The following is a 24,733-nucleotide window of genomic DNA, read 5'->3' on the forward strand; positions in this document are numbered from 1 at the left end:
GTCAAGCAATGGTGTCCCAGGAACTGAGCGTAGGCGAAGTCTCCCAGCGCAGTGGCGTGGCGGTTTCGGCGCTGCATTTCTACGAGCGCAAGGGGCTGATCAGCAGCCTGCGCACCTCGGGCAACCAGCGTCGCTACAGCCGTGACGTGCTGCGACGGTTGGCCGTGATCCGTGTCGCGCAACGGGTGGGCATGCCACTGGAAGCCGTCGGCCGTGCCTTCGAAAGCCTGCCCGAGGGCCGCGCACCGACCAAGGCCGACTGGGCCAAGCTGTCCGCGCGCTGGCGCACCGAGCTGGAGGAGCGCATCCACATGCTGCAGCTGCTGCGCGATGAGCTGACCGGCTGTATCGGCTGCGGCTGCCTGTCGCTGCAGCGCTGCCGCCTGGCCAATCCCGAAGACATCCTGGGCGAACGCGGCGACGGCCCGATGCGCTGGGAGTGACCCACGAAAACGGGACGGAGGGGATTATGTCGTTTGTGCATTAACGACTTAATCCCCTCCGTCCCCTTTTTTCTTACCAGACCGTGATCGTCTCGCCGCTCTGGATGCCTTCCACTGCACGCTGGAAGGCCAGCGCCGCGCGCTGCGCGCTTACCGCTTCGAAGCCCGGGAAGTAGGGGCCGTACGCCGCCATCGATTCGATCAGCACGTTCGGGCTGACCACGTTGATGCGCAGGCCGCGCGGCAGCAGTTCCAGTGCTGCCGCACGCACGAAGCCTTCCAGTGCGGCGTTCACGGCGGTGGCGTTGACGCCATCGCGGATCGGTTGGGCGCTGATGATGCCGCTGGTCAGGGTGATCGAACCGCCGGCGTTGAGGTGGTGCTGGGCGGCCAGTGCCAGCCGCACCTGCCCCATCAGCTTGTCCTGCAGCCCGATGTTGAACTGTGCTGGCGTCATCTGCTGCAACGGGCCGAAGTGCACCGAGCCGGTGGTGGAGATCACCGCATCGACCGGGCCGGTACGCGCGAACAGTTCGGCGACGCTGGCGTCATCGGTCAGGTCCACTCGGAGTTCGCCGCTGCTGCGGCCGGCGGCGAGAATCTGATGCTGTTGGCCGAGCTGGCGGGCGACTGCCTGGCCGAGGGTGCCGCTCGCACCGACGAGGAGGATCTTCATGGCCGTTCCTTGCGTGAGGGAGTGAGCGCAGTCTGCGCCGTCACGGTGCGGTTAGGTAAGCGGCGTATGATTCGCAGATTCCTAACTCTGGATTAGCAATGGATGCCCTTCGCTGCATGCAGGCCTTCGTCGCCGTGGCCGAGCGCGGGAGCTTCGCAGGGGCTGCCGAACAGCTGCAGGTCTCGGCGGTGATGGTCGGCAAGTACATCCAGCAGCTGGAGACGCACCTGGGCACCGCGTTGCTGCAACGGAACACCCGCCGCCAGCGCCTGACCGAAGCCGGCAGCGCCTACCTGGCCGGGTGCCGGCAGGTGCTGGAGCAGGTGCAGCAGGCCGAGGCCGACGTGGCCGGACTGCAGATACAGCCACGCGGGCTGCTGCGGGTCAGCGCACCCACCACCTGGGGCAGCTGCGTGCTGGCGCCACAACTGGCCGGCCTGCTGCGCGCGCAGCCGCAGTTGAACATCGAACTGGACCTGAGCAACCGCCGTGTGGATCTGATCGAGGACGGCTTCGACGTGGCGATCCGGGTCGGGCCGTTGCCATCGCAGGAGGTGGTGGCGCGGCCGCTGCCGCCGTATGCGATGAGCCTGTGCGCGGCGCCGTCTTACCTGCGCAAGCGCGGCACGCCGCGTACGCCCGCCGATCTGGAAGGGCATGACTGCCTGAGCCATCTGGCCTGGCGCGGTGGCCACGGCTGGCAGTTGGCCAATGGCGAACAGGTGGATTGGGAGGCGCGCCTGACCTGCAATGACGGGTTTGCGTTGCGCGAAGCGGCGGTCGCCGGCGCGGGGCTGGTGCTGCAGCCGACCGCATTGCTGGCCGGCGAGATCGCGGCAGGGCGGTTGAAGCCGCTGCTGCGCGACTACCTGCCCGAACCACGGCCGATGCACCTGATCTACCTGCCCGACCGCAGGCCGCGTCCGCGGTTGCAGTGCTTCGTCGATTTCGTCATGACCACATTGGGGCAATGAGCATCCACGCCAGGCGTGGATGACGGTGGGTGCCGACCGTTGGTCGGCACGCATCGGGATCAATCATTCGCCGCAGACAGTTCCTGCCCACGCACCTGTGCGGCACGCAGTGCGGTGTCCACCAGGGCCTCGAAGCCACCGGCCTGGAAGCTCTCGATCGCGGCCTGGGTGGTGCCATTCGGCGAGGTCACGCGGCGGCGAAGCTCGGCCGGGCTCTCACCGGCTTCATCAAGCATGCGCGAGGCACCCAGCAGGGTCTGCACCACCAGCGTGCGCGCGGCGTCGGCTGGCAGGCCCTGGGCAATACCCGCCGCTTCCATCGCTTCGGCCAGCAGGAACACATAGGCCGGGCCACTGCCGGATACGGCAGTCACTGAATCCATCAGCGCCTCGCTGTCGATCCACACGGTGCGGCCTGCGCTGGCCAGCACCTTCTCGGCCTGTGCGTGCTGCTGCGTGTCCACCGACGGTGTGGCGAACAGGCCGGTCACACCTGCGCCGAGCAGGGCCGGGGTGTTGGGCATCGCGCGCACTACCGGCAGGTTGCCGCCCAGCCAGCGTTCCAGCTGCGCGCTGGTGATACCGGCGGCAATCGACACCACCAACGGCTGGTTTGCCTGGGCCAGTGCCCGCAGCGACTGGCAGACCTCACGCAGCACCTGCGGCTTCACCGCCAGCAGCCAGGTGCCACCTTGCGCGGCGGCATCTGCGGCGTTGTCATGCACCTGCACGCCGAAGTCCGCCGCCAGTGACGCGCGCAGTGCGGTCACCGGCTCGGCCACGTGGATGTGCGCGGCCGGCACGCCCTGGCGGATCAGGCCAGCGATCAGGCTGCGGGCCATGTTGCCGCCGCCGATGAAGGTGATGGAATCAGCTGCCATGGACGTCTCCTTTGAAAATCAGGCCGGGCGCGGGCGCGCGCCAAACAGGGCGGTGCCGATCCGCACCAGGGTGGCACCCTCGGCGATGGCTTCGGCGTAGTCGCTGCTCATGCCCATCGACAGCGTGTCGATCTGCGCGTGCTGGGCAGCCAGCGACTGGAAAAGTGTGCGCATGCGCACGAATGCATCCCGACGGCGCTCGGCCTCGGGCCACGGCGCGGGAATCGCCATCAGTCCGCGCAGGCGCAGGGTGGGTTCAGCGGCAATCGCCGCGGCCAGTGCATCCACTTCTTCCGGTGCACAGCCATGCTTGCTGGATTCGTCGTCGATGTTGACCTGGATCAGTACGTTCAGCGGGCCGCGCGCGGCCGGGCGATGGCGTGCCAGCGCAGTCACCAGCTTGGGGCGGTCCACGCTCTGTACCCAGTCGAAATGGCTGGCCACGGCATCGGCCTTGTTCGACTGCAGGTGGCCGATCAGGTGCCATTCCAGTGCCAGGTGCTGCAGCGCCTGCATCTTGGCCAGTGCTTCCTGCACATAGTTTTCGCCGAAGGCATGCTGGCCCTGTGCAGCCAGCGCAGCCACGGCCTCGGCCGGTTGGGTCTTGGAAACAGCCAGCAGGCGTGGATCGGGCCTGCCCGCGGCCTCGGCGGCGGCATGCAGGTTGCTCAGGATCTGGGGCAGGGGAGTGGCCACGTAACGCGTTCCGTTGAATCAGGAGGCTATACTGCCGCCCGGGGAAAGATCCTTCCAGTCGAAGCCGTTATTGGGGAGTAGCCGCTCATGGATATCGCCGAACTGTTGGCGTTTTCCGTAAAGAACAAAGCGTCCGACCTGCACCTGTCCGCAGGGCTGCCGCCGATGATCCGCGTGGACGGCGACGTTCGCCGGATCAACATCCCAGCCCTGGACCACAAGCAGGTCCATGCGCTGGTGTACGACATCATGTCCGACAAGCAGCGCCGCGATTACGAGGAATTCCTCGAAGTGGACTTCTCCTTCGAGATTCCGTCGCTGGCGCGCTTCCGTGTGAACGCGTTCAACCAGAACCGCGGCGCCGGTGCGGTGTTCCGTACCATTCCGTCCGAGGTGCTCACCCTCGAGGACCTGGCCTGCCCGCCGTTGTTCCGCGAAGTGATCCAGCAGCCGCAGGGCCTGATCCTGGTGACCGGTCCGACCGGCTCGGGCAAGTCGACCACGCTGGCGGCGATGATCGACTACATCAACAAGAACGAATACGGCCACATCCTCACCGTCGAGGATCCGATCGAATTCGTGCACACCTCGCAGAAGTGCCTGATCAACCAGCGCGAAGTGCACCGTGATACGCATGGTTTCAATGAAGCGCTGCGCTCGGCACTGCGTGAGGACCCGGACATCATCCTGGTCGGCGAACTTCGCGACCTGGAAACCATCCGCCTGGCGCTGACCGCCGCGGAAACCGGCCACCTGGTGTTCGGCACCCTGCATACCAGCTCGGCGGCCAAGACCATCGACCGCATCATCGACGTGTTCCCGGCCGGCGAAAAGCCGATGGTGCGCTCGATGCTGTCCGAATCGCTGCGTGCCGTGATCTCGCAGGCGCTGCTGAAGAAGGTTGGTGGCGGTCGTACCGCTGCGTGGGAAATCATGGTCGGCACCCCGGCCATCCGCAACCTGATCCGTGAGGACAAGGTGGCGCAGATGTATTCGGCCATCCAGACCGGCCAGCAGTACGGCATGATGACCCTGGACCAGCACCTGCAGGACCTGGTCAAGCGCAGCCTGATCACCCGCAACCAGGCCCGCGACTACGCCAAGGACAAGCGCCTGTTCGAGTAAGGCGGGGCCGCAACGGGGCGGCGTGCGCCAGTGCGCCGCCGTTTCCGCGCCGTTTCCTCCACCGACCGTTTCCTGGTACATGCCCCATTGGGAGCCCGCCGTGAACACCACCGCGACCACCATCGATTTCACTTCGTTCCTCAAGCTGATGGCGCACCAGCGCGCCTCGGACCTGTTCATCACTGCGGGCATGCCGCCGGCGATGAAGGTCAACGGCAAGATCTCGCCGATCACGCAGACTCCGCTCACGCCGCAGCAGAGCCGCGACCTGGTCCTCAACGTGATGACCCCGGCGCAGCGCGAGGAATTCGAGAAGACCCACGAATGCAACTTCGCCATCGGCCTGTCCGGTGTCGGTCGTTTCCGCGTGAGCTGCTTCTACCAGCGCAACCAGGTGGGCATGGTGCTGCGTCGCATCGAGACGCGCATTCCGACCGTGGAAGAGTTGAGCCTGCCGCCGATCATCAAGACGCTGGCGATGACCAAGCGCGGCATCATCCTGTTCGTCGGTGCCACCGGCACCGGTAAGTCAACGTCGCTGGCGGCGATGATCGGTTACCGCAACCAGAACTCGACCGGCCACATCATCACCATCGAAGACCCGATCGAATTCGTGCACAAGCACGAGGGCTGCATCATCACCCAGCGTGAAGTCGGCATCGATACCGACAGCTGGGAAGCGGCGCTGAAGAACACCCTGCGCCAGGCGCCGGACGTGATCATGATCGGCGAAGTGCGTACCCGCGAAGGCATGGACCATGCCATCGCGTTCGCCGAAACCGGCCACCTGGTGCTGTGCACCCTGCATGCCAACAACGCCAACCAGGCGATGGACCGCATCGTCAACTTCTTCCCGGAAGACCGCCGCAACCAGCTGCTGATGGACCTGTCGCTGAATCTCAAAGGCGTGGTCGCTCAGCAGCTGATTCCTTCGCCCGATGGCCGCTCGCGCAAGGTGGCGATGGAGATCCTGCTGGGCACGCCGCTGGTGCAGGACTACATCCGCGATGGCGAGATTCACAAGCTGAAGGAAGTGATGAAGGACTCGGTCCAGCTGGGCATGAAGACCTTCGACCAGAGCCTGTTCGAGCTGTACCAGGCCGGTGAGATCAGCTACGAGGACGCACTGCGCTACGCCGATTCGCAGAACGAGGTACGCCTGCGCATCAAGCTCAGCCAGGGCGGCGACGCGCGCACCCTGTCGCAGGGGCTGGATGGCGTGGAGATCTCCGAGATCCGGTGACCTGGCGATGTGTAGAGTCGACTGACAGTCGACTCTACCGGGAGCGCGGGGGATTGATGAATTCCGGTCATGACCGACTGCCGTCCAGCCGGTTCAATCCAGCGCCCCTGCAGGCGTATCGTCAGCGCTCCCCCTCTGGAGCATGACGATGCAGACACGTGAACTCGGCCGCAGCGGCCTGAAGGTTTCCGCCCTGGGCCTGGGCTGCATGGGCCTGACCCATGCCTACGGCCAACCGGTCGAAACGGGCCAGGGCATTGCCCTGCTGCACGCCGCCGTCGAGCGCGGCGTGACCTTCTTCGACACCGCCGAGGTGTACGGCCCGTACACCAACGAAGACCTGCTCGGCCAGGCCCTGGCACCCTACCGCGACAGGCTGGTGATCGCCACCAAGTTCGGCTTCAAGGATGCGCGCACCGATACTGGCCTGGACAGCCGTCCGGAGAACATCCGTGCCGTGGCCGAAGCCAGCCTCAAGCGCCTGCGTACCGACCATATCGACCTGTTCTACCAGCACCGCGTCGACCCGAACGTGCCGATCGAGGACGTGGCCGGTACCGTGCGCGACCTGATCGCCGAGGGCAAGGTCGGCCACTTCGGGCTGTCCGAGGCCAGTGCCGGCACCGTGCGTCGCGCGCATGCAGTACAGCCGGTCACCGCCGTGCAGAGCGAGTACTCGCTGTGGTGGCGGGAACCGGAGCGCGAGCTGCTGCCGACCCTGCAGGAACTGGGCATCGGCTTCGTGCCGTTCAGTCCGCTGGGCCGCGGTTTCCTGACCGGTGCGATCAACGCCGATACCACTTTCGACGCCAACGACTTCCGCAACACCGTGCCGCGCTTCGAAGTGGAAGCACGCCGCGCCAACCAGGCGCTGGTGGACCGCATCAGTACGATTGCTGCGGCACGTGGCGCGACCCCGGCGCAGGTGGCGCTGGCCTGGCTGCTGGCGCAGGCACCGTGGATCGTGCCGATCCCGGGCACTACCAAGGTTCACCGCCTGGAAGAAAACCTGGGCGCGGCCAACCTGCAGCTGGCGCCGGAGGAACTGCAGCGCATCGCACAGGCGCTGGATGAAGTGTCGATCTTCGGCGAGCGCTACAACGCGCAGCGTGCGGCGCAGGCCAAGGGCTGACCACCCGGCGGGTGCGGACCGTTGGTCCGCACTCCTTGACCCTCACCCCATCGGCCCACGCAGCGCATCAAGCACCGTGCGCATCGCCACGGTGACGTGGCGGCGCGACGGGTAGTACGCGTAGTAGCCATCGAAGTGGGGGCACCAGTCGTCCAGCACCGACTGCAGCCGGCCATCGTCCAGCATCGGCTGCACCTGGTCTTCCGGCAGCCAGGCCAATCCGCTGCCGGCCAGCGCAGCGGCGCGGGTCATGCCCATGGTGTTGAAGGTCCACTGGCCGGTGACGCGCACGCTCAGTTCGTTGCCATCCTGGCCGAAATCCCACGGCATCAGCCCACCATGCGTGGGCAGGCGCAGGGTCACGCAGTTGTGGCCTGCAAGCTCGTCCGGATGCCGTGGCACCACATGCTGGCGGAAGTAGCTGGGCGCGCCGACCACGCGCATGCGCAGCGGCGGGCTGATCGGCACAGCGACCATGTCGCGCGCCAGCCGCTCGCCGAGGCGGATGCCGATGTCATAGCGCTCGGCCACGATGTCGGCCAGCCCGTAGTCGGCGGCCAGTTCCACCTTCAAATCCGGATACTGCTGCAGCAGCGGCGCCAGCCGTGGCCATGCGATGTACTCGGCGGCGTGGCCGGTGGCATTGATGCGGATGGTGCCGGCCGGGCGTTCGCGGTACTCGGCCAGCGCGGCCAACCCATCCTCGATCTCGGCCAGGCGTGGGCCCAGGGTATCGAGCAGGCGGGCCCCGGCTTCGGTGGTGGAGACGCTGCGGGTGGTGCGGGTCAGCAGGCGCACGCCGAGGCGCTGTTCCAGGCCGCGCATGGCATGGCTGAGCGCGGACTGGGATATGCCCAGCTGGGCGGCGGCCTTGGTGAAGCTGCCCTCGCGGGCAACGTGGACGAAGGCCTGCAGGTCGTTGAGATTTTCGCGGGGCATGACAGGATGATACGGCTCCCGGATTGAACGGATCTGTCGATTTCCGGCTCCCCGGTTCGTCGTACCGGTACATCCAACGCAAGGAGCTTCCGCATGAGCACTGACACCAAGCCCAAGGGCCCGGCCTCGTACTTCCCCTCCATCGAGAAGACCTACGGGCAGCCGGTGGCGCACTGGTTCGGGTTGCTGGCCGGGAAGAAGGGCCTGAAACACATGGAACTGGTCAGCTTCCTGAAGAGTGAACATGGGCTGGGCCATGGCCATGCCAACGCGCTGGTGGCGCACCATCTGGCCGGCAAGGGCTGAGCAGGCAACCCCGCGCTGAACGGTTGTCGGCGGCCTCGCCCCACGGGATGCAGGGACGGGCAGACTGGGCGTCCATCCTCAGGCAGGACGCCCGCATGCAGGTCACGCTGGAAACGATCACCTCCGACAACTACGAGGCGGTGTGCGACCTTGACGTCAGCGAGGCGCAGCAGGACTTCGTGGCCGGCAATACCTGGTCGCTGGTGCAGGCAGCCTTCAATCCCGGTTACCAGACCCGCGCCATCCGTGCCGATGGCGAGTGGGTCGGGTTCTTCATGTGGGTGCCGGAGACGCCGCAGCGGATGTCGATCTGGCGCTTCATGGTCGATCAACGCTGGCAGGGCCGCGGCATCGGTCGACGTGCGCTGGAACTGGCGCTGGCGCAGATCCGGGCCACGCCCGGGCTGGCCGAGATCGAGATCTGCTACAACCCGCGCAATCCGGTGGCCGGCGCCTTCTACGGCAGCTTCGGTTTCGTCGAGACCGGAATGGACGAGGCCGGAGAAGACATGCTGGCCGTGCTGACTGCAGCGGTCCCGAAATAACTGAATGGGCAAGGGTGGCTGAACGATTTCATCTGCAACTGTCATGCAGATCGTGTCTAATACCGCTCCCCACCTGCTGTTCCCCACCCGTATGTCCCTTCCCTCCCATGGCCCCGCGCCGTGCGACGACGCTGACGGCCACCTGGTCACCGCCGGTCCGCTGACCCCGCCGCCCGACAGCGCCGGTACCACCGCCGACGAAAAAGCGCTGCGCCACTCGATCGCCGAGGATGTGCAGGGCATGGTGCTGGCCACGATGGTGGCCTCGCTGGGCCTGGCCATCTTCGCCAAGAGTGGGCTGATGATCGGCGGCATGGCCGGCATGGCCTTCCTGCTGCATTACGCGCTGGACTGGAACTTCGGCGTGGTGTTCGTGCTGGTCAATCTGCCGTTCTACTGGGTGGCGGTGCGGCGCATGGGCTGGGAATTCACCCTGAAGACCTTCGCCGCGGTCACCGCCTGTGGCGTGCTGACCGACCTGCTGCCGCGCTGGATCGACTTCTCGCACATCCACCCGCTGTATTCGGCGATCGTCGGTGGCGCATTGTCCGGCCTGGGCATCCTGTTCTTCATCCGTCACCGTGCCAGCCTCGGCGGTATCGGCATACTGGCGGTGTACCTGCAGCGCACCCGTGGCTGGAGCGCGGGCAAGGTGCAGATGTCCTACGACGCCTGCCTGATGGTGGCCGCGTTCTTCGTGCTGTCGCCGTCGAAGGTGCTGTACTCGGCCATCGGTGCGGTGGTGCTCAGCCTGGTGCTGATGTTCAACCACCGCCCCGGCCGCTACATGGGCGTGTGATCGCGCTCTCCGCGTTCGCCGGGCATGGCCCGGCGCTACTACGTGGCGGTTCCGGTAGCGCCGGGCCATGCCCGGCGGCCGTCCTTCAACGTACGGCGGCCTGCAGCCACGGCGGCGACAGCTTCAGCAGCCGCGCATGCACCGGGCAATCCTCGGCGTGCGCGCCGGGCAGGTAGCCCAGGCTCATCAGGAATTCGCCGGTGATCTCGCCGCCGGTGAAGCGGAACGTCTTCTTGAACAGCTTCACCCAGTCGGCCTTGCTGCGCGGGTGATGCGCGTCCAGCCACGCCGCGAAGCTGCCATGGCTGGCTCGCAGCTGCTGGATCACCTGCGCGTTGTGGATCGCCGCCAGCACCTTCAGCCGGTTGCGGATGATGCCCGCGTCCGACAGCAGGCGTTCGATGTCCTGCTCGGCATACGCTGCCACGCGGTCCACATCGAAGCCGTCATAGGCCGCGCGGAAACCCTCGCGCTTCTTCAGGATCGTTTCCCAGCTCAGCCCGGCCTGGTTGATCTCCAGTACCAGCCGCTCGAACAGTTCGCGCTCGTCACGCTGCGGGAAGCCGTACTCGTTGGCGTGGTAGTAGTCGTGCACCGGATGGCCCGGGGCGATGAGGCAGTAGCCGCTCATGGGGAAGACTCGTTGGATTCGGGTTCGGGATCGATGGCCAGCGCAGGGCGCCCGCCGATGGACAGCATCGGCCAGCGCGGCGGTTCGAGAGTGAGTTCGCCATCGCGCAGGGCCTGGTTGATCGCCTCGGCCTGGCCGCTGACGGTGCCGAACAGCGAGCCGGCCCGGCGCCACTGGGCATCCCTGCCACGTGCGTACAGCACGCAGTCGGGGCCACGGTGGGTGTACAGCTCGCACAGCAGCACTTCGCCGGTGCCGTCGCCGTCCAGGTCGCGATGCACAATCAGGCAGTCGCGCTCGCTCTGGGCGCAGGATTCACCATTGATCGAACGTGTGGCCAGTGCCTGCCACCAATCCTCCGGTGGCGAGCTGGATCCCTTGGCCAGCTTCAGCGCGCGCTGCAGGGCGACGACGTCCTGCGGCCCCTTGTCGAGGCGCTGTCCGTCGTCCCAGCGTGACGTGCGTGCCAGCGCGGCCGCGATCACCTGTGGCGCATTGGCATCGGCGGTGATGGCCGGATCACGCTGCAGCTCGCGCAGCGCCTGCACGCCACGGCGCCCAAGATCGAAGCGCAGCACGTTGACGTCGCTGCTGGTGATTGCCGGCGGGTCCGCGCGCAGCCGCGCCAGCTGGCTGGACAGGGTCAGCCGCACCGGGTCCAGCAGCGGCGAGTTGCCCAGCAATGCCAGTGCCAGCACCGCCCAGCACATCCAGCGGTTGACCGGCTCCAACATCTGCAACCAGCGCCCCTGCCGGCGCAGCACCGCCAGCGCGTAGCCCACGGCATAACCGGCCACGGCCAACGCGACGAGTACTGCCCAGAACCGGTCCACGGTCCAGCCGTACTGCACCACGCGCAGGCCCAGCGCGTACAGTGCCAGCGCCGCGTAGACCGGCAGCGCCAGCAGGCTGGCTTCAACAAGGCGTCGCAGCAGCAGGGGGTAGGGGGCGCTGTCTTCCCCCTGCTGGTAGACCGCATTGGTGAACGTCACCAGCAACAGCGACAGCACCAGCAGCAGGCTGGCGGCCGAGCGGGTCTTCCACAGCGGCTCGAGCCCGGTGAGCGGCAGGCTCAGCACGAACAGCACCGCGATGAACGACAGCAGCGGCAGCAGCCCGCGGCAGATCGCGAACAGCACCTGGCGGGTGATCTGGATCGCGCGGTGCTGGGTGCGCCCGATCAGCACGCCGAACCCGGTCAGGCTGCCGGTGGCCAGCGCGATGAACGCGTCCTGCCGGAACAGGTCGCGGAAGAACGTCACCTCCAGCAGCTGGAACAGCGCCGCCCACAGCCACAGCAGCAGCCAGGTCAGCCCGGTGAACAGTGCGGCGAGAGCCAGGGTCAAACCGTTCTGCCAGGCGCGCTCGAACAACTCGGGGTAGCTGGCGCGCCAATGCCCGTGCTGCAACTGGAACTGCCACCAGGGCAGGGCCACGAACACCGCCACCGCCATGCCCAGGGTCAGCGGGAACTGCAGCGCGCCCGAATCTAGCGCGGTCTCGCCGTTGAGGTTCCAGCCGATCCAGGCGGCCAACGCCAGCACCACCACCGAGCCGAGCACCGCCTGCAGCCACAGGCGGCGCTGGCCCAGCTCGACCAGGCTCAATGCCACTGCGCTGGGGATGGCCAGCACCCAAGCGTACCAGCAGTAGCGCCAGCCGATATCGCGGAACGGCCAGGCATCGGACAGTTCCTGCGCGGCATACAGCATCAGACCCTGCAGCAGGGCGATCAGGACGATGGCGCTGCGTGCCGGCAGGGTCAGGGGCGATGAAGACTGCATCGATGACCTTCCATGGCAAAGCACCATCCTAGCCCATCGCGGTTCGGCGCCATCGCGCGACCATCCCGCCCCCAGCAGGTAGAATGGGCCCATGCCTGTAACGCCGACCTCCCTTGCCGATCACCTGCTCGTCGCGCTGCCGTCGCTGCTCGACGCGACCTTTGCCCGCAGCGTCGCGCTGATCTGCCAGCACGACGAGAACGGCGCAATGGGCGTGCTGGTCAACCAGCCTTCCGAATATACGCTGGGTGAAGTGCTCGCGCAGATGGACATCAGCACCGGTGATGGCGACCTGCAGGCGCGCATGGTGCTCAACGGCGGCCCGGTGCATCCCGAACGCGGCTTCGTCATCCATGACGACGCGCGTGCATGGGATTCCAGCCTGACCGTGGGTGACGGCCTGTACCTGACCACCTCGCGCGACATCCTCGAAGCGATGGCGCGTGGCGAAGGCCCGGCCAACGCCGTGGTCACCCTCGGCTGCGCCGGTTGGGGCGCAGGGCAGCTGGAAAGCGAGCTGTCCGAGAACAGCTGGCTGACGGTGCCGGCCGATGCCGAACTGGTGTTCCAGCTGCCGCTGGAGCAGCGCTGGCAGGGGGCGGCCTCGCGTATCGGCGTGGACCTGTTCCGGCTGACGGATTACAGCGGCCATGTCTGAGCCGGTCGCGCCCGCACCGGTTCCTGCTGCCCCGGCGATCCGCCGTGATGGCACCGTTCTGGGTTTCGATGTCGGCTCGCGACGGATCGGCGTGGCTATCGGCAGTGCCTTCGCCGCGCATGCGCGCGCGGTGGCCGTGGTCGATGTGCACGGCAACGGCCCGGACTGGACCGCGATCGAGCGCCTGCTCAAGGAATGGAAGCCCGATGGCCTGGTGGTCGGCGACCCGCTGACCCTGGACGGCCAGGACCAGCCCAACCGCAAGCGTGCGCAGGGCTTCGCCCGCCAGCTGCGGGAACGTTTCAAGCTGCCGGTGGTGATGATCGACGAGCGTTCCAGCTCGGTCGAGGCCGCCCGCCGCTTCGCCGTCGAGCGCGCCGAAGGGCGCAAGCGCCGCCGCGATGCGGCCGCCCTCGATGCCGTGGCCGCGGCGGTGATCATCGACCGCTGGCTGTCGTCCCCCGACGACGCCACCCCCATTCCCTGACTGCCCGACACCGCCATGACCGCCCAGCAAATCGATGCCTCCGGACGCCTGCGCCACCTACTGACCCTGGAGGGCCTGCCGCGCGAGACCCTGCTGCAGCTGCTCGATCGGGCAGGGCAGATCCGCGATGCCGCAGTCGGCCGCGTCGGCAACAAGCGCCACGTATTGGCCGGTTCGGCGGTGTGCACGCTGTTCTTCGAACCGTCCACGCGCACCCGCAGCTCGTTCCAGCTGGCCGCGCAGCGGCTGGGCGCCGATGTACTGAACTTTGATGCCTCGACCTCGTCCACGCGCAAGGGCGAAACCGCCTGCGACACGCTGCGCAACCTGGAAGCGATGGGCGTGCGCGGTTTCGTGGTGCGCCACCCGGATGATGGCGCCGTGGCCGCACTGGCCGACGCTGCGGGCGAGGGCACCGCACTGATCAACGCCGGCGACGGCCGCAGTTCGCACCCGACCCAGGGCCTGCTGGACATGCTGACCCTGCGCCAGGCCAAGGGCCCGGATTTCTCGAAGCTGAAGGTAGTGATCGTCGGCGACGTGAAGCACTCGCGCGTGGCCCGCACCGACCTGCATGCGCTGCGCACGCTGGGCGTGGGCGAGATCCGCGTCTGCGGCCCGCAGTCGCTGCTGCCGGACGACGAGACCCTGAAGGGCTGCGTGGTCGGCGATGATTTCGACGCGATGCTGGAAGGCGTCGACGCGCTGATGATGCTGCGCCTGCAGCGCGAGCGCATGGAAGAAGGCCTGGTGCCGTCGCTGGAGCAGTATCACACGCAGTACGGCCTGACCACCGAGCGCCTGGCCCGCGCCGGCAAGGATGCGGCGGTGCTGCACCCGGGCCCGATCAACCGCGGCGTGGAAGTGACCGACGAGGTGGCCGATGGCCCGCAGTCGTGGGTGCTGCGCCAGGTCGCCAACGGCGTCGCCGTGCGCATGGCCGTGCTGGAAACCCTGCTGGGCTGATCCCCGCTTGGTAGGTGTCAACCTAGGTTGGCACCCACTGCTTTGGTAGATGCCAACCTTGGTTGGCACTATCCGGCGGTGCTCATGTCATCTGACCCATCACCCGAGGCCCCGAGCTCCCATTCGCACCATGCGTGGGGATATTGCCCCAGCCGCGTCGTCAGCCCGGCCCTGATCGGATTTCCCATCAGGTACATCGCATGCCGGTGCAACGATTCGTCAGAGCGGATCGCATGATCGTGATAGCACGCCTGCCAGAAGCGCCCGATCCGCCCCAGCAAGCGATTTGCCTGCTGGGCTGTGCGCGACTTGAAGCGCTTCATGACGGTTTCCAGCGTCCCCGCGCGCAGTTTGACCAGCCAGTGGATGTGCTCGGGCATGACCACGTAGGCGATCGAGCGGGTGAAGCCTTCCTGATCCAGTCGCTGGAATTCGCGCATTGCCAAGGCGGCCGCTGCGGCGTTGGTGAAGAGCGGTGCGCGGTCATGGACGACAGTGGTGAGGATATAGCTGAGGCCGATGCTGGAGCGACGACCGAGCAGGAAACATGTGTTCTGCATGGAGCAAGCATGGACAGGGCTGCTTCCAGTGAACATCGGGGAATGGCTTGGTTTCAGGTAGGCCAGTGCCAACCAAGGTTGGCAACTACCAGAGCAGTCAATGCCAACCAAGGCTGGCAGCTACCAGGGGCTGTGGCTCAGCGCTTCTGCGCGAACAGCCACGCCCACATTGCCGGGTCCGCATAGGTGGCATCCCAGGCGTTGTGGTTGCCGTCGGGGTACTCGGTATAGCGCACGTCGCGTGCGCTGGCGCCCTGGAAGGCGGCGTGCAGCCTGCGGTCGTCGTCCGGCGGCACCACGTCGTCCAGCGCGCCGTGGAAGATCCAGATCGGCGTGTGCCGCAGGCGCTGCGCGATCACGGCATACGGATCGGTTTCCTGGGCGACCTGCTCGACGAACAGGGTCGGGCGCTTCGCGCGTGGTGCAAGTACCGCGCCGCAGACGGGGACGATCGCGGCAAAGCGGCGCGGGTCGTCCAGCGCGATGTTCCAGCTGCCGTAGCCGCCCATCGACATGCCGGTCAGGTACTGCCGTGCCGGGTCGGCGCCGAATTCGGCGATCGTGGCGTCCAGTGCGGCCACTGCCGCACGGTTGTTGCGGCCGCTCCATTCCTCATGGCCCGGTACCTGTGGGAACACCACCAGGGCGGGGAAGTCGGGATGCTCGCGCAGGTAAGGCCCCAGCCCGGCGTAGGTCTGCTTGACGCCATCGGCACCGCGCTCGCCGGAGCCGTGCAGGAACAGGATGACCGGGAGGTGGGTGGGAGCGGCGGCCTGCACGCCGGCCGGAATGAACACCTGATAGTAGGCGGTCTCCCCCTCCACCTTCACCGCACGTGCCTCGAAGCGACCACGCGCGCTGTCCGGCAGCGAAGTGCAACCGCTCATCACCAGAAGGGCCAGCAGTGGCAGCCAGCGCGACATCGAACGGACCATGGGAATTCCCGAAGCGGCAGGTATGGCCGCATCGTAGTCCGCCGCACGTCAATGAGGCATCGTGCGCCGCGTCACTGCGGACGCGGAAAACTGGCGATGATGTCCAACTGCTCCTGTGCCTCGGCGTTGCCTTCGGCGGCAGCTGCCTGCACCTGTGCCATGTCCGGATGCAGCACCACCAGCAGCGGGTTCTCGCAGACCGGGCAGTCGTACTCGGTGGCGTCCTCGTCCAGCTCCATCTCCATGGCACGCGAGCTGCCCTTCCATTCGCAGGCCGGGCAGGTGTGCTGCTGGTCGCGCCAGCCGGGCTGGAAATAGTTTTCGATCGTTGTTGCCATGGGTGTTCCCGTTGGGTGGGGTCAGCGCCCCGCGTGGCGGGGCCCGATCCTTGATGCGGTCAGTGCAGCAGCACCAGGGTGGCCAGGCCGAGGAAAGTGAAGAAGCCCATCGAGTCGGTCACGGCGGTCAGGAAGATGCCACTGGCCAGCGCCGGATCGAAGCCGAAGCGCTTCAGTGTGAGCGGCACCAGCACGCCGGCCAGCGCTGCGAACAGCAGGTTGCAGGTCAGCGCGATGGCGATCACCGCAGACAGACCGGGTGAATGGAACCAGGCCAATACGATCAGGCCCAGCACCGAGCCGAGCATCACGCCGTTCAACAGCGCAACCCGTACCTCCTTCCACAACAGGGTGCGCGCGTTGGAGGCGCCCACCTGGCCCAGCGCCAGGCCGCGCACCATCAGCGCCAGCACCTGGGTACCGGCGTTGCCACCGAGGCCGGCCACGATCGGCATCAGCACCGCCAGCGCCACCAGCTTGTCGATGGTGCCCTCGAAGTGGCCGACCACGCTGGAGGCCAGGAACGCCGTGCACAGGTTGACCGACAGCCACATCAAGCGGCGGCGCATGGCGCGCCAGACCGGGCTGAACAGATCTTCGTCCTCGTCCAGGCCGGCGGCGCCCAGCGCCTGGTGCTCGGCCTGTCCACGGATGATGTCGACCACGTCATCGATGGTGATGCGGCCGACCAGGATGTTGTTGTCGTCCACCACCGGCGCCGAGATCCAGTCGTGGTCGGAGAACTGGCGGGCGACCTCCTGGTCGCTTTCGCCGACATCGATCGCCGGCTGCTCGTCGTCGATCAGGCGGTTGATCGGGGTGGTGTCCTCGTGGGTCACCAGTGCCGCCAGCGACACCCGGCCGAGGTATTGATGGCGCCGGCTGACCACGAACAGGTGGTCGGTGTGGTCGGGCAGTTCGCCTCGCAGGCGCAGGTAGCGCAGCACCACGTCGACGTTGACGTCGGCGCGCACGGTCACCACGTCCGGGTTCATCAGGCGCCCGGCACTGTCCTCGGGGTAGGACAGCACCTGCTCCAGGCGCTCGCGGTTCTCGCGGTCCATCGACTTGAGGACTTCGTCGATGACCGTGTCCGGCAGGTCTTCGACCAGGTCGGCCAGGTCGTCGATGTCCAGGTCTTCGACCGCGGCGATGATTTCGTCCGGGTCCATGTCCGCGAGCAGGCTCTCGCGCACGTCGTCGCCGACGTGGACCAGCACCTCGCCGTCATCTTCCGGATCGACCAGGCCCCACACCACCTCGCGCTTGCCCGGCGGCAACGATTCGAGCAGGTTGCCGATCTCGGCCGGGGCCAGGGTGTTGACCAGGCGGCGCACCGGGCCCAGCCGACCGCTGTCCAGTGCGTCGGACAGCATCCGCAGTTGGCGTGCAGTCTTGTCGTGGCGTACAGCTTCAGCCATCGCAGCTCCCGCGGGATAAGAAAAGCCGCGATCCCGGCAAGGATGCGGCAACAGGGGTGTTCAGCGCGTCATTATCGCAAGGGGATGTTTCAACGCATAGCCGCCACGCATGGCGGCCGATGGTAGTGCCGGCCGCTGGCCGGCAACCTCACGGACCTCGATGGCGGCGATTGCCGGCCAGCGGCCGGCACTGCCCTTGGCGCTCAGGCCGTTTCGGCCACCAGCGCCAGCCAGCGCTCGATGGCGCGGCGGTCGCGTGCGGCCAGCAGCTTCGGTGCGCGCGCACGCAGCGTGGCCAGGTCGGCCTCGCGGATCGCGCGGCGCACCTCCAGCAGTGTGCCGGGGTGCAGGCTGAACTCGCTCAGGCCCAGCGCCAGCAGCAGCGGCGTCATCCGCGCATCACCGGCCATCTCACCGCAGACCGCCACCGGGATGCGATGCCGCGCACCGGTCTCGATCACCATCTGCAGCAGCCGCAGCACGGCCGGATGCAGTGGCGAATACAGCTCGCCCAGTGCCTCGTTGTTGCGGTCGGCGGCCAGCAGGTACTGCACCAGGTCGTTGGTGCCGATCGACAGGAAGTCGACCAGGTCGATGAAGCTCTCCAGTGCCAACGCCGCAGCGGGCACCTCGATCATCGCCCCCAGTGGCACATGGTCGGACACCATGTGACCTTCGCCACGCAGCTGTTCGGTCAGCTTGAGCATGCGCCGGCGCACCGCCAGCAGTTCCTCGCGGGTGCTGACCATCGGCACCAGCACGCGCAGCTTGCCGTAGGCCGAGGCCCGCAGGATCGCGCGCAGCTGGGTGTCGGCCACCTTCGGCCGTGCCAGCGACAGGCGCACGCCGCGCAGTCCCAAGGCCGGGTTCTCTTCATTGCTCAGGGTCAGGCCGGTACGGTCGGCCTTGTCCGCGCCCAGATCGAGCGTGCGGATGGTGACCGGTCGCCCGCTCATGCCCAATGCGGCATCGCGGTAGGTCTGGAACTGTTCTTCTTCGTCCGGCAGCTCGTTGCGCTGCAGGAACAGGAATTCGGTGCGGTACAGGCCCAGTCCCTGCGCGCCCAGCGCATGTGCCTGGGTGACGTCCTCCAGCGATTCGGCATTGGCCAGCAGCGCGATGTCGACCTGGTCGCGGGTACGGCTGGGCTTGCTGCGCAGGCGGCCGAGCTCGCGCTGCTCGCGCGCATGCTCTTTCAGGCGCGCGCGGTAGTCGCGCAGGTTGTCGGCCTGCGGGTTGGCGGTGATGCTGCCGTCGGCGCCATCGATGATCAGCACGTCGCCATCGGCGATGCGGCTGAGCAGCTGCGGCACGTTGACGATCAGGGGCAGGTGCAGGCTGCGCGCCAGGATGGCGCTGTGCGACAGCGCGCTGCCGGCGGCGGTGACGATGCCGACCACGCCCTGCGCTTGCAGTTGCGCCAGCTCGGACGGGGCGATGTTGTCGCAGACCAGGATCTCCCCGGCCAGGCCCTTCATCACCGGCGGCCGTTCGGGCTGCAGGAAGGCGTGGATGCGGCCGATCACATGGTCCAGGTCGTCCATGCGGCTCTTCAGATAGGCATCGTCCATGCCATCGAAGACCTTGGCCAGGCGGTCACGCTGCAGGCGCAGTGCATAGCCGGCGCTGTAGGGGCCGCTGCGGATCAGTTCGTCCAGCCCGAACAACAGCTCGGGATCGTCCAGCAGCAGGGCATGCAGGTCGAGGAACTCGCCCACTTCCTGGTTCAAGGCGCCATGCAGGCGCTGGCGCAGCTCGTGCATTTCCGTGCGCGCGGCATCCACCGCCCGGTGCAGGCGGGCCAGTTCGGCCTCGATCTGATGGGCGGCGATGCGCTGCTCGGCCACTTCCAGCGCATGCGGCAGGCGCACCCGTGCCCGGCCCATCGCCGCGCCACGGGCGGCACCGTGCCCGGCCAGCAGCTGTACCGGCCGCTGGCTGGAAGGGACCTGGGCGGCACGCGCGCGTGGCACGCTCAGCTGTCCTCGTCGAAGCGGCGTTCGAACAGGCCGACCACCGCTTCCATCGCGGCGGCTTCGTCCTCGCCGTTGATGCGCACCGTGACCGGGGTGCCCTGGCCGGCGGCCAGCAGCATCACGCCCATGATGCTCTTGGCGTTGATCTCACGGCCCTTGGCGGCCATGGTCACGTTGCAGCGGAACGGCGCCAGGGTCTGCACCAGTTTGGCGGTGGCCCGGGCATGCAGGCCCAGGCGGTTGCTCACGGTGAGTTCTCGTTCAAGCATCGTCGACTATCGCTCCATTACGGGTACCCGCCGCGGCTGTGGCGGGCAGTTGATCCAGTCCCTGTTCCGGATAATTCATCACCCGCAGCAACATCGGCAGGCTCAGCGCCGACACCCGGCGAACCGGGGTCCCCAGACGGGCCAGCTGCCCGGCAAGGTTGGCGGGGCTGGCGCCGTACAGGTCGGTCAGGATCAGCACACCTTCACCGCCATCGACCCGCCGCAGAGCGGCCGAGGCAAGCGGGAGAAGAGCATCCAGGTCTGCGTCGAACGGTACTTCGAAAGCTTCGGTTTTCAGCGGCAACTGCCGCAGGAGCCGGGTCGCCACGTCAAGCAGGGCGGTCCCGACCCCTGGATGTGTTACGAGGAGAATGCCACAGGTCATTACTGCACGTTAACAGGTCAAGGTGAATTGGCGATAGCAGCAGGAGAGGGGCACTGTGTCCCGTATTCAGTGTTGCCAGGGTCAGAGCCCTTTTCCCCTGGAAAAGGGATCCGACCCCATGCGTTTTTCGATGCCTGACCGGGACTCATCCACGCATGGCGTGGATCTACCGTGTCGACCAAAGTCGACACCCACCAACAGCACACGGAATCTGTCAGAGGCGGGGCGGTGTGGGCAGGCAGGACCGTTGGCGCCATGGATGGCGCCATCGAGCCCCCAGGGAGGGCTTCACGGCGTGTCCTGCCTGCCCACATCGCCCCGCCATCCCACGGAATGCCGCTTTTGCTTTTGCTTTTGCTGTTGCCGGCCAGCGGCCGGCACTACCGGCGGGTGCCGGGCGCAGCCCGGCCGACCCCCTCAATCCTGTTCGCGGTGGTACGTCGCCACGTCTTCCCAGCCCATCTCGCGGGCATGCCGGGCCAGGCGCTCGGCCAGGAACACCGACCGGTGCTTGCCGCCGGTGCAGCCGAACGCCACGGTCACGTAGCTGCGGGTGCCATCCCCCAGCTTCGGCAGCCAGGTATCGAGGAAATCCATCAGCTGGGCCAGGTAACGCTGCACGTCCGGCTGCGCTTCCAGGTAGTCACGCACGCCAGGCTCACGGCCGCTGAGCGCGCGCAGGTCCGGGTCCCAGTGTGGATTGGGCAGCACCCGCGCGTCGAACACGAAGTCCGCCTCGGCCGGCACGCCGCGCTTGTAGGCAAACGATTCGAACAGCAGCGACAGGCCGGTGGCATGGTCCATCGTGAACTCGGTGATGATCCGCCGCCGCAGCTGATGCACGTTGAGGTTGCTGGTATCGATCACCGCATCGGCCTCGCGGCGCAGCGGTGCGGTCAGCTCGCGCTCGCGGGCGATCGCTTCGGGCAGCGACAGGCCCAGCTGGCTCAGCGGATGGCGACGGCGGGTGTCGGCATAGCGCTTGAGCACCGTTTCATCGCTGGCCTCGAAGAACAGCACCTTCACTTCCACGCCGGCGTCGGTGGCCAGCTGCCGCCAGTCACCCAGTTGGCTCAGGTCGGCCTGGCCGCGCACGTCGATGCCCACCGCCAGCCGGCGCGGCGCGCTGCCGTCGTGGTTGGCCAGCAGGCTGCGCACGAAGTCGGGCAGCAGGTGGATCGGCAGGTTGTCCGAGCAGTAGTAGTCCTGGTCCTCGAAGGTCTTCAGGGCGACGGATTTACCCGAGCCGGACAGGCCACTGACGATGATCAGGGTCGGGGCGGAGGGGGTTGCGGTGCTCATGGACAGGCTCTTCGAAGGGCAGGGAAGTCAGGGCGTTCGCCGTTCCAGCAGGTTGCTGTGGCGGGCGATGAACATCGCCGCCGGGTCGATGCCCTTTGTACGCAGGATATGCAGGCGGGTGGCGGCTTCGGTCAGCACGGCCAGGTTACGGCCAGGCATCACCGGCAGGGTGATCAGCGGAACATCCAGGTCCAGCACATGGCGGGTGCCCGAGTCGCCGGTCAGGCGCTCGTAGCCATGCGGGGTGGGTTCGGTCATCGGCTTGGTCAGGTGGACGATCAGCCGAAGGTACTTGTTCTTCTTTACAGCTGTGTCGCCGAACATCTCGCGCACGTTCAGTACGCCCAGGCCGCGCACTTCCAGCAGGTCCTGCAGCAGCTCGGGGCAGGTGCCGTCGAGTACGTCGGGCGCGATCTGGGTGAATTCGGGGGCATCGTCTGCGACCAAGCGATGGCCACGGCTGAGCAGTTCCAGCGCCAACTCGCTCTTGCCCGATCCAGCCTCGCCGGTGATCAGCACGCCGATCGAGTAGATCTCCATGAACACGCCATGCAGGATCACCCGCGGCGCCAGCGTACGCGCCAGGTGGTAGGACAGGTGGTTGAGCAGTTCGTGGCCGCGCTTGGGCGACAGCCACAGCGGCGTGCCGGATTCATCGGCGGCGGCGCGCAGGTCTTCCGGGCAGGCCTGGTTGCGGGTCAGCACCAGCGCCAGCGGGTGCGACTGCATGATCTTTTCGATGGTCTCCCAGCGCTGGCGCGGTTCCAGCGCATCCAGCCAGGACAGTTCCTCGGTGCCCAGGATCTGCACCTTGTTGGGATAGATGGCGTTGAGGTAGCCGGCCAGCGAGGGGCGCCGCGAGACCGTGTTGCCGGCCTCCAGCTCGCGCTTCTCGCCGGACTTGCCGGCAGCCCAGCGCAGCCCCAGCCGCTCGCGCTGCTGTTCGAACAGTTCACGGGCGGTGATGCTGGTATTCATGCGGCGCTCGCAGGTGGGGTCATGTCCAGCGCCTCGCGCAGGGCCCGGGCATCGCCCGCTTCGCGCAGGGCCTGGCGGATGTCCGGCGCGGAGAACAGCTCGGCCAGCTCGGACAGCAGCATCAGGTGCTGGTGGGTGTAGTGGGCGGGGACGGCCATGGCGAACACCAGGTCCACCGGCTCGTCGCCACCGAAGTCGACCGGGGTGGCCAACCGCAGCAGGGCGCCGCGGGGGCGGTCCAGGGTTGGCGCGCGGCCGTGGGGAATGGCGATGCCGTGACCGATCACGGTGCTGCCCAGCGCTTCGCGCTGGCACAGGTTCAGATAGATCTGTTCGGCGTTGGCCTGGCGGCAGGCCAGCAACCCGGCGGCGGCCTGCAGGACGCTGTCGCGGTCGGTGGCCGTGCAGAGCTGGGTCTGCACGGCCGCCAGGAGGTCAGTCAGGGGCATGTCTGCGGGGAACGGTGGCGATCAGCCACCATTGTCGCCCACCGGCAGCGGCGCGTGCTGCTGTTTTTTCTCCTTGTGCTTGATCACCAGGCGGTCAAGCTTGTCCGCAAGCAGGTCGATCGCGGCATACATGGTCTGGGCATTGGCCTCGGCGTGCAGGGTCTGGCCGGGAATGTTGAGGCTGGCGTCGACGTGGTGTTCGGTCTTCTGCAGCTTGAGGGTCACCCGCGCTTCGCAGTGCTGGTCGAAGTGTTTGCCGATCCGGGCCAGCTTCTCCTCTACATAGGACTGCAGGGCCGGGGTGACTTCGACATCTTTGCCAAACGTTTCGATGCGCATCGGGTTTCTCCTGTGTTCGGATGTGCCAATGAACCTCTCCGCCGGGCGCGGCGGCGCGTCAAGCGATTCTGACCCTTTCGTGCGAGGCGGAAATGTTCATGGCTTCACGATACTTCGCCACGGTGCGCCGCGCTACTGGAATTCCCGATGATTTGAGCAGGTCAGCCAGCTTGGCGTCAGAAAGCGGCTTGCGCGGGTTCTCGTCGTCGATCAGGCGCCGGATCATCGCCTGGATGGCGGTGCTGGACGCCTCGCCACCGCCCTCGGTATCAATGCCGGAGGCAAAGAAGGCGCGCAGCGGCAGGGTGCCTCGCGGGGTACGCACGTGCTTGCGGGCGATCGCGCGCGAGACCGTGGATTCGTGCAGGCCGAGCTCGGCGGCGATCTCGCGCAGGGTCAGTGGACGCAGCGCCTGCTCACCGAATTCAAGGAAGCCGGCCTGCTGCAGGATCAGGCTGCGCACGACGCGCAGCAGGGTTTCGCCACGCTGCTGCAGCCCTTTCAGCAGCCAGCGCGCTTCCTGCAGCTGGGCACGCAGGTAGCCGGCATCGGCGTCGCCACAGCGTCGGATCAGCTGTTCGTAGCCGCGGTGGATCACCACCTTCGGCCCGGCATGCGCGGCCAGCGCCGCGCGCCACACGCCGTTCTGCCGCCACACCACCACGTCCGGCACCACATAGGTGTCCTGCGACAGCGGTGCGATCTGCGTGCCCGGGCGCGGGTCCAGCGAGCGCAGCAGCGCCACGGCAGCCTCGACCTCGTCCAGCGGCTGCTTCAACTCATGGGCAAGCCCGGCGACGCCGCTGCGCGGCAACCGTTCCAAGGGGCCTGCGGCAATCTGCCGCGCCAGGATCAGGGCGGGCGTGTCGCCGGCCAGCACATCCAGCTGCAGCAGCAGGCATTCGCCCAGCGTGCGTGCAGCCACACCCACCGGATCGAAGCGCTGGATGCGATGCAGCACGGCGAGGATCTCGTCCTCGTCGGCGTGGATCGCCGGCAACAGGGTTTCAGCGATGGTGGCCAGCGGCTCGCGCAGGTACCCGTCGTCGTCCAATGCATCGATCAGTGCCGCGCCGATGCTGCGATCACGCGAGGACAGATGCGACAGATGCAGCTGCCACAGCAGATGGTCGGCCAGTGTTTCGGTTTCGGCTACGCGCTCGGCAGCGCTGCCGTTGTCGTCGTCATCGTCGAAGCTGCCACCGCTGCCGGCCGCGCTCCAGTCCAGTTCGGCCGGTGCCCAGTCGTCACCGGCATCGGTGCGTTCTGCGGCGGCGTCACTGTCGTTGCCATCGCCGGCTTCGTTGGCGGTACTGCTGCTGTCACTGCTGTCGGCCCAGTCCAGCAGTGGATTGCTTTCCACCGCCTGCGCGATTTCCAGCTCCAGCTCGGTGGTGGACATCTGCAGCAGCTTGATCGCCTGCTGCAACTGGGGCGTGAGCACCAGTTGCTGTCCCAACGATGTCTGCAGCCGAGTCTTCATGCCTGTGCCGAAA

General features: G+C 67.2%; 28 protein-coding genes and 1 pseudogene. 11 read left to right on the forward strand and 18 right to left on the reverse strand.

The window, feature by feature from the left end; translation table 11 throughout:
• Window positions 1–8 precede the first annotated feature (8 nt).
• Entirely contained in the window at window positions 9–443 is a 435-nt protein-coding gene (soxR, locus tag AC5QAH_RS07295; RefSeq protein ID WP_010483703.1) for a redox-sensitive transcriptional activator SoxR, read from the forward strand.
• A gap of 73 nt (window positions 444–516) precedes the next feature.
• Here the strand turns inward: soxR and AC5QAH_RS07300 are convergent.
• Window positions 517–1,146 (reverse strand): annotated as a pseudogene (locus AC5QAH_RS07300) (short chain dehydrogenase); the annotation flags it as partial.
• 71 nt (window positions 1,147–1,217) lie between these two features.
• Between AC5QAH_RS07300 and AC5QAH_RS07305 the strand changes: the two are divergent.
• Window positions 1,218–2,093: a LysR family transcriptional regulator gene (locus AC5QAH_RS07305; protein WP_262102703.1), complete on the forward strand. Its 876-nt coding sequence runs from the start codon at window positions 1,218–1,220 to the stop codon at window positions 2,091–2,093.
• A 59-nt stretch (window positions 2,094–2,152) separates the two neighbouring features.
• Here AC5QAH_RS07305 and proC read toward each other — a convergent pair whose 3' ends face one another.
• Both proC and AC5QAH_RS07315 read right to left on the reverse strand, forming a co-directional pair.
• Window positions 2,153–2,974, reverse strand: a complete 822-nt coding sequence (gene proC / locus AC5QAH_RS07310; RefSeq protein WP_043398301.1) for a pyrroline-5-carboxylate reductase — start codon at window positions 2,972–2,974, stop codon at window positions 2,153–2,155.
• A gap of 18 nt (window positions 2,975–2,992) precedes the next feature.
• The gene (locus AC5QAH_RS07315) at window positions 2,993–3,670 is read right to left on the reverse strand and encodes a YggS family pyridoxal phosphate-dependent enzyme (protein WP_043398305.1); all 678 of its coding nucleotides are present in this window, start codon (window positions 3,668–3,670) and stop codon (window positions 2,993–2,995) included.
• Between the two features lie 87 nt (window positions 3,671–3,757).
• Between AC5QAH_RS07315 and AC5QAH_RS07320 the strand changes: the two genes are divergently transcribed.
• The 3 genes from AC5QAH_RS07320 to AC5QAH_RS07330 all read left to right on the forward strand — a co-directional run bounded on the left by AC5QAH_RS07320 (window position 3,758) and on the right by AC5QAH_RS07330 (window position 7,170).
• Entirely contained in the window at window positions 3,758–4,795 is a 1,038-nt protein-coding gene (locus AC5QAH_RS07320) for a type IV pilus twitching motility protein PilT (protein WP_006422551.1), read from the forward strand.
• Between the two features lie 79 nt (window positions 4,796–4,874).
• The gene (locus tag AC5QAH_RS07325) at window positions 4,875–6,038 is read left to right on the forward strand and encodes a PilT/PilU family type 4a pilus ATPase (protein ID WP_049434422.1); all 1,164 of its coding nucleotides are present in this window, start codon (window positions 4,875–4,877) and stop codon (window positions 6,036–6,038) included.
• A 148-nt stretch (window positions 6,039–6,186) separates the two neighbouring features.
• Window positions 6,187–7,170, forward strand: coding sequence for an aldo/keto reductase (locus AC5QAH_RS07330; RefSeq protein ID WP_495232226.1), 984 nt, complete (start codon window positions 6,187–6,189; stop codon window positions 7,168–7,170).
• Window positions 7,171–7,212: 42 nt separating this feature from the next.
• On the opposite strand, the gene AC5QAH_RS07335 is transcribed toward AC5QAH_RS07330, so the two are convergent.
• On the reverse strand, window positions 7,213–8,109 hold the full coding sequence (locus tag AC5QAH_RS07335; RefSeq protein ID WP_043398312.1) for a LysR family transcriptional regulator: 897 nt from the start codon (window positions 8,107–8,109) through the stop codon (window positions 7,213–7,215).
• 93 nt (window positions 8,110–8,202) lie between these two features.
• Here AC5QAH_RS07335 and AC5QAH_RS07340 point away from each other — a divergent pair, with 93 nt between their 5' ends.
• The 3 genes from AC5QAH_RS07340 to AC5QAH_RS07350 all read left to right on the forward strand — a co-directional run bounded on the left by AC5QAH_RS07340 (window position 8,203) and on the right by AC5QAH_RS07350 (window position 9,759).
• Window positions 8,203–8,415: a DUF4287 domain-containing protein gene (locus AC5QAH_RS07340; RefSeq protein WP_014646220.1), complete on the forward strand. Its 213-nt coding sequence runs from the start codon at window positions 8,203–8,205 to the stop codon at window positions 8,413–8,415.
• A 95-nt stretch (window positions 8,416–8,510) separates the two neighbouring features.
• Window positions 8,511–8,960, forward strand: coding sequence for a GNAT family N-acetyltransferase (locus AC5QAH_RS07345; protein WP_019338302.1), 450 nt, complete (start codon window positions 8,511–8,513; stop codon window positions 8,958–8,960).
• A gap of 91 nt (window positions 8,961–9,051) precedes the next feature.
• Window positions 9,052–9,759 carry a YitT family protein gene (locus tag AC5QAH_RS07350; RefSeq protein ID WP_029379885.1) on the forward strand — a complete coding sequence of 236 codons (708 nt, stop codon included), beginning with the start codon at window positions 9,052–9,054 and terminating at the stop codon, window positions 9,757–9,759.
• Between the two features lie 85 nt (window positions 9,760–9,844).
• On the opposite strand, the gene AC5QAH_RS07355 is transcribed toward AC5QAH_RS07350, so the two are convergent.
• Both AC5QAH_RS07355 and AC5QAH_RS07360 read right to left on the reverse strand, forming a co-directional pair.
• Entirely contained in the window at window positions 9,845–10,390 is a 546-nt protein-coding gene (locus AC5QAH_RS07355; RefSeq protein WP_049405325.1) for a DNA-3-methyladenine glycosylase I, read from the reverse strand.
• Complete coding sequence (locus tag AC5QAH_RS07360) at window positions 10,387–12,174, reverse strand: DUF4153 domain-containing protein (RefSeq protein WP_495232227.1); 1,788 nt, start codon at window positions 12,172–12,174, stop codon at window positions 10,387–10,389. Before AC5QAH_RS07360 ends, AC5QAH_RS07355 begins: the two co-directional genes overlap by 4 nt.
• Window positions 12,175–12,265: 91 nt before the next feature.
• On the opposite strand from AC5QAH_RS07360, the gene AC5QAH_RS07365 reads away from it, so the two are divergent.
• Genes AC5QAH_RS07365 through AC5QAH_RS07375 form a run of 3 tightly spaced genes read left to right on the forward strand, consistent with a single transcriptional unit; the run spans window position 12,266 to window position 14,285 of the window.
• Window positions 12,266–12,832, forward strand: coding sequence for a YqgE/AlgH family protein (locus AC5QAH_RS07365; RefSeq protein ID WP_109814075.1), 567 nt, complete (start codon window positions 12,266–12,268; stop codon window positions 12,830–12,832).
• The gene (ruvX, locus tag AC5QAH_RS07370) at window positions 12,825–13,319 is read left to right on the forward strand and encodes a Holliday junction resolvase RuvX (RefSeq protein ID WP_010483674.1); all 495 of its coding nucleotides are present in this window, start codon (window positions 12,825–12,827) and stop codon (window positions 13,317–13,319) included. Before AC5QAH_RS07365 ends, ruvX begins: the two co-directional genes overlap by 8 nt.
• A 15-nt stretch (window positions 13,320–13,334) precedes the next feature.
• A complete protein-coding gene (locus AC5QAH_RS07375; protein ID WP_010483671.1) occupies window positions 13,335–14,285 on the forward strand; it encodes an aspartate carbamoyltransferase catalytic subunit in 951 nt (316 codons plus the stop codon).
• A 68-nt stretch (window positions 14,286–14,353) separates the two neighbouring features.
• Here AC5QAH_RS07375 and AC5QAH_RS07380 read toward each other — a convergent pair whose 3' ends face one another.
• From AC5QAH_RS07380 to AC5QAH_RS07435, 12 genes are all read right to left on the reverse strand, one after another.
• Window positions 14,354–14,845: an REP-associated tyrosine transposase gene (locus AC5QAH_RS07380; protein WP_099560382.1), complete on the reverse strand. Its 492-nt coding sequence runs from the start codon at window positions 14,843–14,845 to the stop codon at window positions 14,354–14,356.
• Window positions 14,846–14,982: 137 nt separating this feature from the next.
• Entirely contained in the window at window positions 14,983–15,780 is a 798-nt protein-coding gene (locus tag AC5QAH_RS07385; protein WP_019337120.1) for a carboxylesterase family protein, read from the reverse strand.
• 71 nt (window positions 15,781–15,851) lie between these two features.
• On the reverse strand, window positions 15,852–16,118 hold the full coding sequence (locus AC5QAH_RS07390; protein WP_010483664.1) for a hypothetical protein: 267 nt from the start codon (window positions 16,116–16,118) through the stop codon (window positions 15,852–15,854).
• Between the two features lie 59 nt (window positions 16,119–16,177).
• Window positions 16,178–17,539: a magnesium transporter gene (gene mgtE, locus AC5QAH_RS07395; RefSeq protein ID WP_010483662.1), complete on the reverse strand. Its 1,362-nt coding sequence runs from the start codon at window positions 17,537–17,539 to the stop codon at window positions 16,178–16,180.
• A 203-nt stretch (window positions 17,540–17,742) separates the two neighbouring features.
• Entirely contained in the window at window positions 17,743–19,512 is a 1,770-nt protein-coding gene (gene ptsP, locus AC5QAH_RS07400; RefSeq protein ID WP_010483659.1) for a phosphoenolpyruvate--protein phosphotransferase, read from the reverse strand.
• 2 nt (window positions 19,513–19,514) lie between these two features.
• Complete coding sequence (locus tag AC5QAH_RS07405; RefSeq protein ID WP_005408385.1) at window positions 19,515–19,784, reverse strand: HPr family phosphocarrier protein; 270 nt, start codon at window positions 19,782–19,784, stop codon at window positions 19,515–19,517.
• Complete coding sequence (locus AC5QAH_RS07410) at window positions 19,777–20,169, reverse strand: PTS sugar transporter subunit IIA (protein WP_010483657.1); 393 nt, start codon at window positions 20,167–20,169, stop codon at window positions 19,777–19,779. Before AC5QAH_RS07410 ends, AC5QAH_RS07405 begins: the two co-directional genes overlap by 8 nt.
• A 417-nt stretch (window positions 20,170–20,586) precedes the next feature.
• Entirely contained in the window at window positions 20,587–21,471 is an 885-nt protein-coding gene (rapZ, locus tag AC5QAH_RS07415; protein ID WP_010483655.1) for an RNase adapter RapZ, read from the reverse strand.
• Window positions 21,472–21,498: 27 nt separating this feature from the next.
• Complete coding sequence (hprK, locus tag AC5QAH_RS07420; protein WP_005408388.1) at window positions 21,499–22,449, reverse strand: HPr(Ser) kinase/phosphatase; 951 nt, start codon at window positions 22,447–22,449, stop codon at window positions 21,499–21,501.
• A complete protein-coding gene (locus AC5QAH_RS07425; protein ID WP_010483653.1) occupies window positions 22,446–22,898 on the reverse strand; it encodes a PTS sugar transporter subunit IIA in 453 nt (150 codons plus the stop codon). Before AC5QAH_RS07425 ends, hprK begins: the two co-directional genes overlap by 4 nt.
• Before the next feature lie 21 nt (window positions 22,899–22,919).
• Window positions 22,920–23,237, reverse strand: a complete 318-nt coding sequence (gene hpf / locus AC5QAH_RS07430) for a ribosome hibernation-promoting factor, HPF/YfiA family (RefSeq protein WP_004147311.1) — start codon at window positions 23,235–23,237, stop codon at window positions 22,920–22,922.
• Window positions 23,238–23,295: 58 nt separating this feature from the next.
• A complete protein-coding gene (locus AC5QAH_RS07435) occupies window positions 23,296–24,720 on the reverse strand; it encodes an RNA polymerase factor sigma-54 (RefSeq protein WP_227199476.1) in 1,425 nt (474 codons plus the stop codon).
• Window positions 24,721–24,733: the final 13 nt, after the last annotated feature.

This window comes from Stenotrophomonas sp. YJH_SMC_43, from assembly GCF_059372535.1.